The following is an 11,954-nucleotide window of genomic DNA, read 5'->3' as shown; positions in this document are numbered from 1 at the left end:
CTTATCTTTTCTCTTTGGCCGATTTGATTACGGCGTTAAATTGCTTCAGCGTACGGAGCATTTGCTCCAAATCCGTTTGATCGATTTGCGACAAATGTTCACGAATGAAAGTCTCATCCGCCTCATGAATGAGTGCCGCATATTTCTGTCCTTCAGATCCTAGCAAAATGAACGACTCACGGCGATCGTTAGGGTTGCTTTCGCGGACGATAAAACCCCGACTCTCCAATTGCGTAAGTACCTGGCTGACAGCGCTCTTCGTAATGGAGAAACGCGAGGCAATATCGTTGGCAGTCGTTCGATCGCTCCGCATCAGGTGGAACAAAATGCTTTCCTGCTGCACGGTCAATTGGTAAGCGTCGATTTTGGCAGCGCCCTTATTATAGAGGGTGTAATATTCATTGAAGGCATCGGTTATCGCATCGAATAGTGACCGATAGTCGGAAGACATATGAATTTCCCCTTTCATCGCAATTGGTTTAGTTAACTTTACTTAACTATATTTACTATAGCTGTACAAAATTTCGTTGTCAACTCATAATAGAAGTCCGAAGGAGGAACGCTCATGGGAAATCGAATGACCATTAAGGGAGGCAACATTGTGTTGCCTGACCGGGTTATACGCGGCGATGTCGCTATCGAGCATGGCGTTATCATCGCTGTTAGAGAGAGCAATAAGACCGATGGCGGCCAACAAGACGAGAACGCTATCGGCGAAACGATCATCGAAGCGGAAGGCGCTTGGGTGCTGCCGGGGCTGATCGATATGCATTGCGATGCGATCGAGAAGGAGATCGAGCCGAGGCCGAATACGCTGTTCCCGATGGATATGGCTTTTCTGAATTTCGAGCGCAAGCTTGCGGGGCACGGCATTACGACGATGCTCCATTCATTGTCGCTCGGGGTCGGACTTAGTTTGCGCGGGGAGCATCTTGTGTCCGAGGTCGTCAGAATGACTGAGGACTTCCGCAAGGAGCGAGCCATGATCCGACATGGCGTTCATCTTCGTTACGAAGTGTCTCATCTAACCGGGTTCGATCTGGCGAGAACGCTGATGGACGAAAACCTGCTCGATTACGTCTCATTTATGGATCACGCGCCTGGCCAAGGTCAATATCACCGTCCGGGTGCATTCGAGAAATATGTGATGAAAAATCAAGGTGTCGGCCTGGACGAAGTCGGCGTTATTGTCACAGAACTGCAGGAGAGGCGAACTCAAGTTGATTGGAGCAAGTTAAAGGCATTGGCGGCAGAGGCTAGAGAGCGAGGCATCGCTATCGCGTCGCACGATGACGACAGTGAAGAAGCGGTCAACCGATCACTCGGCTTCTACGCTTCGGTAACGGAGTTTCCGCTGAATCTCGATACAGCGAAGTATGCGAGAGCGAAAGGGATGGACGTGTGTCTCGGCGCTCCGAACATCGTGCGGGGAGGCTCCCACGATGGGAACTTGCGAGCGATTGATGCCATTCGGGCAGAAGCAGGAGATATTGTATGCTCAGACTATCACCCGGCTTCATTGCTACATGCCATCTTTAAGCTCGAGAAGGAAGGTATCCCGTTGCCTCAGGCCGTTAACATGGCGACATTAAACCCGGCGAAAGCGCTTGGGCGCGCAGATCGAGTCGGTTCGATCGCGACGGGCAAAAGCGCGGACGTCATCGTCGTCGGCCAAGTTCGCGACGTGCCGCTCGTTCGCCAAACGATCGTGAACGGCACGCTTGTCTATTCGGTGCAGGATATCGGTTAACTCTTTTTCGGCGGTGCGGGGTTAAGTTTCTTGTGAAGGACGGTCATCATTTTATTGCGGGCGGCCTCGGTGCTGCCTTTCCAGATCATCTCGAACAAGACGCCAAGCCCCGGAAGCGCCATTTCTTCACCGTCGATCGAATCGTTGACGATAGCCGCCAGTTCACCGGCTTCTTTATCACGGACGTTCTGAACGATCGCCTGCCGTAAATCTAACTCCACGGGACGAGCCTCCTCTGATCGTAAATCCGAATTTCCCGTGTAGATTGCCCGATCGTCGTTACGGTTATGCCCGGCGGCCATTATGTTATAATGAATGAAATCACGTTTCAGTCAGGGAGACGACAGGAGGAAAGATTTCGTTGTCCAAAAAAACGTTTGCCCGCCATGCGAGAAAACAATTCGCCATTATCGGTCTGGGCCGGTTCGGCTCGAGCGTCGCGAAATATTTGGCCGAGCTTGGTTACGAAGTGCTTGCCGTTGACGATAACGCGCAACGAGTGCAAGACGTCGCCCATGCCGTCACTCATGCCGTCACTGCGGACTCGACGGACGAAGAGGCGATGCTCGCCCTTGGCATCCGCAATTTCGACGTCGTCGTCGTTGCGATTGGGCAAGATATTCAGTCCAGCATACTAACGACGCTGATTCTGAAAGATCTCGGCGTCCCTTATATTATCGTCAAGGCGCAGAATGAACTGCACGGCAAAGTGCTCAGCAAGATCGGAGCGGACAAAGTCGTGTTCCCGGAGCGGGACATGGGGCTTCGCGTGGCGCACCATCTGATCTCGCCAAGTATTCTCGAGCATATCGAGTTGTCCGCCGATTACAGTATCGTTGAGATGAAACTGCCAAGCGTCATGATCGGGAAAAGTCTCAAGCAACTGGACATTCGTCAGAAGTTCAATTGCAACGTGCTCGCGGTGAAGCGCGGCGGTGAGCTGAATATTACGCCGCGCGCGGACGAGCCTTTGCTGAAGGACGACGTGCTTGTCATCGTCGGCAAGAACGATCTTCTAACGAAGCTGGAGCAAGCGCATGCGGAGCCTTAACTTGGAAAGCTATATCGAATCAATCTCCAACCCGAAGGTGAAAGCATGGGCGAAGCTTCTTGAGCGCAAACACCGTGACCGGGAAGGTAAGTTCCTGCTCGAAGGCGTTCATCTCGTTAAGGAGGCGCTCGAGGCAGGATGGCCGCTCGAAGCGGTCGTCTTCGACGAAGGTTCGGATGTTCTGGAGCAATTCGAGACGTATGTCGGATCGGACGAATCCGGTCGAACGAGATGGTATCCGGTGTCGCCGGAAGTGATCTCCAAGTGCAGCGAAACGGGGACGCCGCAACCGATCTTCGCCGTGGCTTTCAAACGTCAGCCGAGCGAAGTTGCGTTGTTCGGCGCGGGAGAACGCGGTCTCGTCGTCGTGCTCGACGGCGTGCAGGATCCCGGCAACGTCGGCACGATCGTCAGAAGCGCCGCCGCGAGCGGAGCTACTGCCGTTGTCTTGGGCAAAGGCACGGTAGATATGTATAATCCGAAGACAATCCGTTCGACGATGGGCGCTTTGTTCCACGTGCCTGTGCTGGAAGCGGACTTGTCGTTGCTGCTGCCGCAGGCTGCAAATCGAGGGGCAGCGGTCGTCGGCACGAGCCTGCAAGCGGCGCAATCCTGTTACGATTACGACTTTCGCCGCGACGTCTGGCTCGTCTTCGGTAACGAGGGAGCGGGCATGTCGGAAGCGGTCAGCACATTCGCGCATGCGAATGTCATTATCCCAATGACCGGCCGCGCAGAGTCGCTGAATGTGGCAATGGCAGCAACGGTGCTATTGTTCGAGGCTCAGCGGCAGCGGATGGGGTAACATAATAGACCTCATCTAAAAGACTGGAAATCGCCAAGCGCGAAATCCAGTCTTTTTCTATTCCTATTCATAAACCGACTCGTAAAACCTGCCCAATTCATAAGTGCCCTCACCAGGGTAGGATTTTTCAACTATTTCTCGAATTACTTCAGCGATAAGGAGTTTTTACTCATTTATATTGGCAACAAAGAATTTTAAGGGCACGAAGGGTGGAAATCATTTGATTACGATTAAGACTGAAATTGAGATCTCCGCACCTATACAACTCTGCTTTGATCTTGCAAGGGATATTGAAGTGCATACAAAAACGGTTTGGCGTCATACAAAAGAAAAAGCAATCAGTGGAGTTACCTCAGGTCCGATTGGACAGGGGGAAACGGTTACTTTTGAAGCTATTCATTTCTTGGTAAGGCAAAGGTTAACTTCAAAGATTACCGAATATCAACAACCATTTTTATTTGTCGATGAAATGCAAAATGGGGCTTTTAAGAGTTTAAGGCATATACACGAATTCAAACAACGTAATGGAAAGACATTAATGAGAGACACATTATATTTTGAAGCCCCTTTGGGGATTATCGGTAAGGCGGTTGAAAAACTTATTCTAAAGAAATATATGAAAAACTTTTTAGAACATCGAAATTATCAATTAAAGCTAATGGCTGAAGAAAAAATGAGGAGCTCTTTGTGACCTATCATTTGTATCACTATTTTGAGAAAGACCATGGTCCGTTCAGAAACCTGTCCAAGCTCCCCATCGAAGAAGCAACTCATATATCACATCAATTAAGAAGCGAAGGCGATGTTTTTGCTAGCAGAAGATCAGAGGAATACATGCTAATTCGAAGAGAAATCGAACAATTAGCTAGGTGCCAATTCATAGCTAAAGGTGGTATGCCTAAGAACACATACCCGCATTACATGACATTGGGACCGTGTAAATGGTTAGAGTCCTGGTACAGAAAACCTGCAGTAATAACAATCCCGTCCGAAGAATTTTCAGAAGAATCAATAAGTTTTACATACGGAGATCTATTTCCGACAATGAGATATCAAGATGAAAAACCTTATCGTAAACAAATCTATTCTAGAACAGAGATACTGAATGTAATCAAGGAATATGGATTTCCTCAGGATTGGAATATCAATGGAGATAAAGGTCCGGAAAGATATATTGAAGTTCAAGTATGGGATGAGGAGGTAGTTGGAAAGTACATTTTTTAGTAACGATAGGAGTTGGTCGTGTGGCTGAAGGAGATTGCCCCCAGTTCGGAGCTGTGCCGCTGGTGCGGACATGTTCCGGAGCGGTTCGAACAATTTCAAGCGAGCTATGTGGCCTTTCGAACTACAAGCGTTTGAACTTGCCATGTTGTAGTTTCGTCTATAAAGAATCAAGGTAAGAAAACATGGCGGTGATAAGGGTTGAAATGGCTTGGGTCATTATTGGTGATTGGTTTTCTACTCTCTTTATCAGTCGGTTGCAGCCTTAAAATTAATTCTTCGAGCTTGGAACAATCGACTGAACCCGTAAACAATCAGAATTCGAAACTTGAGTTAATCGGTAAATCAGATTCATGTGAGGCTCCGCCAGAAAAGCTCAATTGGCTTGGAAAGATGTATCAAAAAACAGATGAAAATACTTCAGCAGAACCCGGCATGAAATTCGGTTTTGTAATGTGTGATAAAGGAGAGTATTTTGAAGCAACAGATGACGGACCTGGTTCACTTATTGTATACAGTAACGGGGATCCCCGCATGAATGACGACCTGATTCTTATTGGTAAATGGGGACGGGCTTTATTTTCAGCAACTAACAGTAACCAAGAATTTGCAGAGCGCTTTGATGCATCCGTTATCGACGAGAACGGAGTTATTCTCGAGAACGTTGTTACGTACCCGTATTCGGATGATTTTGACTTCAAATCGTATAAGCCAAACCATAGCGAAATTACAAATGAAGAAGCGATTGATACCCCGATCGGAAGCGGCAAGTTATATACGCTTGACGCTGACAACGGTACAGCCGCCTCTGGCTTGACCGGCACTCATGACGTCTATTACGCTGTCATTCCGATACGAGACAAAGTCATTTTCGTACTGGAGTTTTCCAATTTTGATAAAGAGGAGGCGTCCAAGAAACAATTCATCGATTTATTGAAGAGATTGCAATTAAAACAGTGAACTGGGATTTGAAAGTAATTCCCTGCTCGGAGCCCGGTGGCGTGTTCTCGTTAACTATTGCCTGGGGGAACAACCCCGGTCGTCGATGCGCTATTTGCTAAGATGAGGTATAATAGAAGCGAAATTTGAAAGGTGAGATTCGTTTTTGTTAGAAACTTTGATTACCTCGGACTCGGAATAGCTATTCACCTAATTGCGTTATATTGGAGGTACCGGGGAGGTCAGACAGATGAGATATCGCTTTGGAATGATTTTGACAATCACGATGATCGTATTTGCCATTGCGGTATCGCTGTTGTTTTCGATTACTTCTTATTTGAAATTGCGGGATCAGGCGATCCAGAACAATCGTGAGCAAGTTCGCCAGAACGAACTGATTGCGAATAACGCGCTGGAAACAATTGAAAAGGCTTACAATGCATTCGGGTCCAACATCGTTGCGGAAATGAAGAAGAGGTCCTATTACCTGCTGGACTTATACGATCAACAACCCGATTTCGGCAAATGGAATCTCGATGCGTTGGAGCATCAGCTTTCTTTCGATATTTACATTATCGATAGCAGCAATGTGATCCGTTACAGCAATCTTGAAGCCGACATTGGCCTAGATTTTCATGAATGCTGCCCAACATTCTCCGGGATATTGGATGCAAGAAGGGAATCAGGAACATTTTATTATGACGGCGTCGACGTTCAACAAAAAACCGGAGAATTAAAAAAATACAGTTATATCGCGACACGCGACCATAAGTATCTCATCGAGCTTGGTTATTCGCTTGAGCAAGGGACGATTTTTAACGAATTCAACTTCTTTGATGTCATCGCTCAATTCGTGAAGCAGTCCCCATCTATCGACGAGATCAACGTGCTGAGCGCAGATGGAACTTACTACGGCACCAGCGGAAAGCATGAGCTAAAGATATCACCGGTCGGAAGACCGTTCTTCGAACGAGCACTGAGATCAGGCCAGGCGACCGAGTACAAAGGAGAATGGGGCAACGAACCGGCTACATACCGTTACGTTCAGTATCATTCCCAGTACGATCAAGGGGCTACGAAGATCAAAGTGTTGGAGATTATCTCTAACGAGAATGGGCTCCAAGCTATTCTTGCTAAAGAGAAAAAGGCGTTTTTTAATCAACTGATCATAATGATTGTTGTCGCTATCGGCATATCTTACGTGTTATCCAAGTGGGTGGCCAGACCGCTTTATTATGCTTTTCACGACAGCTTGACCGGGCTAAAAAACAGAGCTGCCTTCGATAATTTGTTGGAGAGCGCATTAGCCAGAACGAAAGGCTTCACAGCTTTGATGATGATTGATCTCGATAATTTCAAGCTTGTAAATGATGCAATGGGTCATGACGAAGGCGATATTTTGCTGAAAAACGCAGCCCAATGCATTCTCCGGGGTGTCGATCGCAAGAAGGGCATAAAGGCGCGATGGGGCGGAGATGAATTTGTCGTGGCAATCCCGCATGTAAGCCAAGAGGAAGCGGAGCGGGTTGCTAGCCGCATTATCGAGTCGATTACGGAGCTCGTTTCACGGGAAGTCCGTCTCGCGGGCGGAAGTGTAGGCGTCAGCATCGGTATAGCACTGTATCCCGTGCACGGTGAGGACAAGGAAACATTGCTCAAGAAAGCTGATATCGCCCTATATGCCGCCAAGGAACAAGGTAAAAACCAATATCTGACTTATCGTTCGCAAGCATAAGCAAAACATACGTCAGTTGCCTAATGCCCTTCTTTTTCCTTCCTCGTCCGCATAAGCTTGAACGAAAGCAAGGACGACCCGCCTTACTGGACAGGGGAGGGAAAAGGATGCGCAGAAAATGGGGCAGGAAGTTTCCTTTCGATCTGCTGGGCGGGGGCTCATTCCCGAAGCTTCAGCCGAGGAAGTGGGGATCGGGCGCAAAATTCAATTGGAGCGCGAACGGCACACCGTATCGTCCTCCGCCGCGGAAGTGGGGCACCCGCCGTTGGTTTGCGCCGCCGACGAAAATCGGTCTCGCTCCCGCGAAAAAGTGGCAGTCGGCGCAACCCCGCAAACGGATGAAGCGACGCCATTTCTGGCTCATTATGGCGTTCCTGTTCGCCTTTATCATCGTAGAGGGTCTGTTGTTCCTCGACAGGGAACTGCGCAAGCCGCTTATGTTTCTCGCGAAAGTGCGTGTCAACCAAATGGCGACGGAAGCGATTAACGCGGCTTTGACGGACAATATTGCGCAGATGGCCGATTCGGATCGAATGATACGCTGGAAGACAAACCAATCAGGCAAAATTACCGGTTTCGAAATCGATTACAAGCAGCAGATGGCAATTACGGCGAAAGCGATCGAGACGGTTACCGGCGTGCTGAAGCGTTATGAAGATGTGCCTGAGCGCATTCCGATCGGACACGCGCTCAATAGCCCATTCATTTCGTCGATCGGACCTTCCGTATCGGTCAAGTTCCATCCAGCCAGCGCGGTTAAGGCGGACGTTCAGACGAAGCAGTCCGAAGCGGGCATTAATATGGTGCTTGTGGAAGTGGACGTCCGCATACGAACCGAGATTGCGGTCGTTATCCCGTTCGATCAGGAAGCCCAGGAGATCGAGACGTCGATTCCGCTGTCTTTTGCGCTTGTCGTCGGAGATGTTCCCGCTTATTATTACGACGGAAGCGGCAATCCCGTCGGCAACAGCGCCGCTCAGGCGCCGCCGATCGTCTTACCGGGCAACGATTCGACCAAAGAGCCGTTGTCGGCTCTTCCTCTTGAGAAGGATAAAGGACATTAAAGACGAAACCCGCCCCTTTTCCGATGAGTACGGAATCGAGGCGGGTTTTCTGCTGCCTATTCCGTTTTTTTGCTGCGCCGCATCTTGAACTCGTCCTGCTCCCATCGCTTGAGCATGGGGTATGGATCGAACGCCCATTCCACAAGACCGCGGTCCCGGTACACGCCATAGTGGAGATGGGGCGGGAATTTGCCTTGCGTCCCGGGTCGTCCGTAACCGGAACTGCCGACCCAGCCGATCGTTTGCCCTGGTTTGACGATATCGCCGACTTTCAAATTTTTCTCGTAACCCGACAAATGCGCGTAATAATGGTACAGGTTGTTGAGATCGCGAATGCCGATCCTCCATCCCCCGAAGGCATTCCAGCCTTTAATTTCGACGATGCCATAACAGGTGCTGCGGACGGTCGTGCCGTGGCCGGCGAAAATATCGGTCCCTTCGTGAATGCGGTAGCCTCCCCAGCTTCGGCCGCTTCCCCATGTACTGCGGAACGAATACGAATCGCCAACGGGCAGCGGGAAGGCGCCGCCTTTCAAGTCGAGCCGATCGAAATGGCGATACAGACGGGCGAACTGCAAAATGCGCTGTACAGCCCGCGTATTGTGATAATACTCCCACAAGCCGATGCTGAAGTCGTCATCGGAGATGCCTTGCTGCAAAGCTTGCACGGCGACTGAATAAAGCGCGTCCTCGTCTTGTTCTCGGTCGGCACGCCCATCGCCTGAACCGTCTCGCCCAATACCGGAGAAAAAGCGAATCGAAGAAGGGTTGTCGTCGTCGGGCTCGGGATTCAGATTGCCGCTCCAGACGGACTCCTGGACGAAGACACCCGTGACGGCGTCGTCTTTTTTCGGTCTTGTTTTCGGATGCGCCCGGGATATTGTACGCTCATATTGATCGATCGCCGCTACCATTTGCCAGTCGAGCCCTGTTTTCGCGGATATTTCGTCATACAGTCGTTTTCTTTTGGCAAACATCATCTCGTCGGACGGAGCATCTTGTGAACGCGATGACGCTGCGACTGAGACTGTCGCCGGTCCAGAGGCGGACGATGCTCCGATGGCAGCACCTGCCGTTCCGGATCGGCATACGGTCAACAGAACGGCGGCGAACGCGGACGCAGTACATGCGGTGCGCAGCGTGAAGCCTTTCCCTCTTCGCCAGAATAGTCGCAAAAAAACTCCCCCTCGATTCTGAATGCCGGACCTGGGATCATGGCTTGAACGTGTATGGGAGTATGGTTTACAGATCATTGGTTTTTATCCGAATCGTGCTATAATAAGGGGGACAGAAAGAGGGGATTTCCGATGAAGACGGGCGCTAAGCCTCCTAAGCCGGAGTGGCTCAAGATCAAGTTGACCACAGGTGAGCCTTATCAGGAACTTAAGCAAGTCATGCGCAGCAAGACGCTTCATACCGTATGCGAGGAAGCGCGCTGCCCGAATATATACGAGTGCTGGGCTAATCGTACGGCCACCTTTATGATTTTGGGAGACATCTGTACGCGTGCTTGCCGGTTCTGCGCCGTCAAGACGGGCTTGCCCACCGAACTGGACTTACAGGAGCCGGAACGGGTAGCCGAAGCCGCCGAACAGATGGGGCTGAAGCATTGCGTTGTCACCTCCGTCGCCAGGGACGATCTGAAAGATGGCGGTGCTTCGATCTTCTCCGAGACGATTAAGGCGATCCGCAAGCGGATGCCTTTCTGCAGCGTTGAAGTGCTCATTCCCGACTTTCTGGGGAACAGGGACTCGCTTCAGATCGTCATGGACGCGAATCCGGACATTCTGAATCATAACATCGAGACGGTCGAGCGGTTGTCCAATCGGGTTCGGGCGAAAGCTAAATACCGTAGGTCGCTTGAATTGATTCGGCAAGCGAAAGAAATGAAACCGAACATTCCGACGAAATCGAGTATTATGCTTGGTCTTGGCGAAACTTTCGAAGAAGTACTGCAGGCGATGGACGATTTGCGCGCAGTAGACTGCAATATATTGACGCTCGGCCAATATTTGCAGCCGTCGTCTTCCCACATCGACGTTGTTCGTTACGTTCATCCAGACGAGTTCAAGGCTTTAAAGGAAGAAGGATTAAAGCGGGGATTCTCCCATGTGGAATCCGCGCCGCTCGTTCGCAGTTCCTATCACGCACACGAACAAGTGAAATCGGCGGAGGCCCGCACTAACGGCCTTCTAGAGGAGAGCCTAACATGATTTTCATGGCGGGGGGCAATGCGTATTCGCTCGCGCACGAGTATAAGAGCGGATGGAATCCGGAAGCTTTTCGCGAAAGATATAGCGAAGTGTTGGAACGGTTCGACTACATTGTCGGCGACTGGGGCTATAACCAGCTTCGCTTGAGAGGCTTTTATCGGGACGGTCATCCTCGCGCGACGAAGGAGTCGGCGATTTCCAGCTTCGTTGACTACATTAACGAATATTGCAATTTTGGCTGCGCGCACTTTGTACTGCACAAGCTTGACGTCAACGCATTGCCTCCGGACGCCGAAATATCGCGGGAGGAATCGCCGGAAGCGATCGTAGCGCTGAGCGAGACAGGCGGGCAAGCCGCAGAGACGGCTGCAGCAGCAGCCGCTCCCAGCGGGCCGATTATGCGTTGGCCTCTGAAGGAGCGCGCGGGCGGACCCGTTCGCGTGCCGAACATTACGGTGTCTGCCGTCGCCCGGGCGGCAGCGGACGCCGAACGTCGACTCTCAGGCGCTAACGGCAGTCGGGATCCTTCCCAATCGGGCGGATATGCCGGTTCTCGCAGCGGCGGCTATAAGTCGGCGCAAGAAGGCAAACAAGGAAGAGGACCGTCCGGAGCCGGCGGAGACCGTCGCCCATCTCCAAGCGGCCAGGGCGGTATGCAAGGGGCGGGCCGCCAGCAGCATTACAAACATCCGCGCCAGCAGGGCGGAGCGGAAGCGCAATCGAATCGTTCCCCGGACAACAGAGGGGGCGGACAGCGTTATCCCGATCAGCGCCCTTCGCATGTGCCGGGCGGTACTCCCCGAGCGAACGGTGTCAATGGCGCAGGTATTGCAGAACGCAGTCAGCCGCAGGCGGCTATGCCTCCTCAAGCGCGCCAGGACGGGACACGCGGCGATAGCCGCTGGCAGTCGGGCAAGAACCGCCGACGCAAAAGCTTCGGACCGAAGCCGAACGCGAGACCGGAAGCCGGTCCTCGCACTGAGAACGGTGCCCCGAGACAAGGTGAATAATAAGCAACATGACGATAGAAAAGGCCATCCCGCGGGATTTTAGCGGGATGGCCTCTTTTTATTGTCGGCGCGCCTAGCCAAGTTAGGCACAACTAGCCGGTGAAAGTCCGGTCGAGGTAAGAGCCAAGTCGCCTCGTAGCTGGCGGGCAGCTGGTGGAGAGATCCT

At 51.2% G+C, this 11,954-nt stretch carries 14 protein-coding genes; 11 read left to right on the top strand and 3 right to left on the bottom strand.

From position 1 onward, the window contains the following. Window position 1: 1 nt before the first annotated feature. Window positions 2–451, bottom strand: a complete 450-nt coding sequence (locus ACFPOF_RS09560; protein ID WP_378131942.1) for a MarR family winged helix-turn-helix transcriptional regulator — start codon at window positions 449–451, stop codon at window positions 2–4. Between the two features lie 114 nt (window positions 452–565). Here ACFPOF_RS09560 and ACFPOF_RS09555 point away from each other — a divergent pair, with 114 nt between their 5' ends. Then, window positions 566–1,750 (top strand): alpha-D-ribose 1-methylphosphonate 5-triphosphate diphosphatase, encoded by a 1,185-nt coding sequence (locus ACFPOF_RS09555; RefSeq protein ID WP_378131940.1) that lies wholly within the window; start codon window positions 566–568, stop codon window positions 1,748–1,750. Here ACFPOF_RS09555 and sspI read toward each other — a convergent pair. Next, window positions 1,747–1,971, bottom strand: coding sequence for a small acid-soluble spore protein SspI (gene sspI / locus ACFPOF_RS09550; RefSeq protein WP_378131938.1), 225 nt, complete (start codon window positions 1,969–1,971; stop codon window positions 1,747–1,749). The genes ACFPOF_RS09555 and sspI overlap by 4 nt on opposite strands. A 140-nt stretch (window positions 1,972–2,111) precedes the next feature. On the opposite strand from sspI, the gene ACFPOF_RS09545 reads away from it, so the two are divergent. The 8 genes from ACFPOF_RS09545 to yunB all read left to right on the top strand — a co-directional run bounded on the left by ACFPOF_RS09545 (window position 2,112) and on the right by yunB (window position 8,565). Beyond that, window positions 2,112–2,801 (top strand): potassium channel family protein, encoded by a 690-nt coding sequence (locus ACFPOF_RS09545; RefSeq protein ID WP_378131936.1) that lies wholly within the window; start codon window positions 2,112–2,114, stop codon window positions 2,799–2,801. After that, window positions 2,788–3,606 carry a TrmH family RNA methyltransferase gene (locus tag ACFPOF_RS09540; RefSeq protein WP_378131934.1) on the top strand — a complete coding sequence of 273 codons (819 nt, stop codon included), beginning with the start codon at window positions 2,788–2,790 and terminating at the stop codon, window positions 3,604–3,606. The genes ACFPOF_RS09545 and ACFPOF_RS09540 overlap by 14 nt, the downstream gene beginning before the upstream one ends. 220 nt (window positions 3,607–3,826) lie before the next feature. Continuing rightward, window positions 3,827–4,297, top strand: a complete 471-nt coding sequence (locus tag ACFPOF_RS09535) for an SRPBCC family protein (protein ID WP_378131933.1) — start codon at window positions 3,827–3,829, stop codon at window positions 4,295–4,297. Next, window positions 4,294–4,830, top strand: coding sequence for a hypothetical protein (locus ACFPOF_RS09530; protein ID WP_378131931.1), 537 nt, complete (start codon window positions 4,294–4,296; stop codon window positions 4,828–4,830). The genes ACFPOF_RS09535 and ACFPOF_RS09530 overlap by 4 nt, the downstream gene beginning before the upstream one ends. Before the next feature lie 18 nt (window positions 4,831–4,848). Continuing rightward, window positions 4,849–4,965 (top strand): DUF488 family protein, encoded by a 117-nt coding sequence (locus ACFPOF_RS09525; RefSeq protein ID WP_378131929.1) that lies wholly within the window; start codon window positions 4,849–4,851, stop codon window positions 4,963–4,965. A gap of 63 nt (window positions 4,966–5,028) precedes the next feature. Further along, window positions 5,029–5,787, top strand: coding sequence for a hypothetical protein (locus ACFPOF_RS09520; protein ID WP_378131927.1), 759 nt, complete (start codon window positions 5,029–5,031; stop codon window positions 5,785–5,787). 229 nt (window positions 5,788–6,016) lie between these two features. Further along, window positions 6,017–7,501, top strand: a complete 1,485-nt coding sequence (locus tag ACFPOF_RS09515; protein ID WP_378131925.1) for a GGDEF domain-containing protein — start codon at window positions 6,017–6,019, stop codon at window positions 7,499–7,501. 107 nt (window positions 7,502–7,608) lie between these two features. Then, the gene (gene yunB, locus ACFPOF_RS09510; RefSeq protein WP_378131923.1) at window positions 7,609–8,565 is read left to right on the top strand and encodes a sporulation protein YunB; all 957 of its coding nucleotides are present in this window, start codon (window positions 7,609–7,611) and stop codon (window positions 8,563–8,565) included. 56 nt (window positions 8,566–8,621) lie between these two features. On the opposite strand, the gene ACFPOF_RS09505 is transcribed toward yunB, so the two are convergent. Then, on the bottom strand, window positions 8,622–9,740 hold the full coding sequence (locus ACFPOF_RS09505) for a M23 family metallopeptidase (protein WP_378131922.1): 1,119 nt from the start codon (window positions 9,738–9,740) through the stop codon (window positions 8,622–8,624). Window positions 9,741–9,872: 132 nt separating this feature from the next. On the opposite strand from ACFPOF_RS09505, the gene lipA reads away from it, so the two are divergent. After that, window positions 9,873–10,778, top strand: a complete 906-nt coding sequence (gene lipA, locus ACFPOF_RS09500) for a lipoyl synthase (RefSeq protein ID WP_378131920.1) — start codon at window positions 9,873–9,875, stop codon at window positions 10,776–10,778. Continuing rightward, window positions 10,775–11,788, top strand: a complete 1,014-nt coding sequence (locus ACFPOF_RS09495) for a YutD-like domain-containing protein (protein ID WP_378131918.1) — start codon at window positions 10,775–10,777, stop codon at window positions 11,786–11,788. The genes lipA and ACFPOF_RS09495 overlap by 4 nt, the downstream gene beginning before the upstream one ends. The last annotated feature ends 166 nt before the right edge of the window (window positions 11,789–11,954 follow it).

Origin of the sequence: Cohnella soli (genome assembly GCF_042655525.1) — a bacterium.
GTDB lineage: Bacteria > Bacillota > Bacilli > Paenibacillales > Paenibacillaceae > Cohnella > Cohnella soli.
This window is presented reverse-complemented; position numbering and strand designations above follow the sequence as displayed.

Bases quoted from the DNA above. Each gene is read 5' to 3' on its own strand.
- ACFPOF_RS09560 (WP_378131942.1), bottom strand. From the start codon at position 451: ATGTCTTCCGACTATCGGTCACTATTCGATGCGATAACCGATGCCTTC.
- ACFPOF_RS09495 (WP_378131918.1), top strand. From the start codon at position 10,775: ATGATTTTCATGGCGGGGGGCAATGCGTATTCGCTCGCGCACGAGTAT.
- ACFPOF_RS09555 (WP_378131940.1), top strand. From the start codon at position 566: ATGGGAAATCGAATGACCATTAAGGGAGGCAACATTGTGTTGCCTGAC.
- lipA (WP_378131920.1), top strand. From the start codon at position 9,873: ATGAAGACGGGCGCTAAGCCTCCTAAGCCGGAGTGGCTCAAGATCAAG.
- ACFPOF_RS09540 (WP_378131934.1), top strand. From the start codon at position 2,788: ATGCGGAGCCTTAACTTGGAAAGCTATATCGAATCAATCTCCAACCCG.
- ACFPOF_RS09515 (WP_378131925.1), top strand. From the start codon at position 6,017: ATGAGATATCGCTTTGGAATGATTTTGACAATCACGATGATCGTATTT.
- yunB (WP_378131923.1), top strand. From the start codon at position 7,609: ATGCGCAGAAAATGGGGCAGGAAGTTTCCTTTCGATCTGCTGGGCGGG.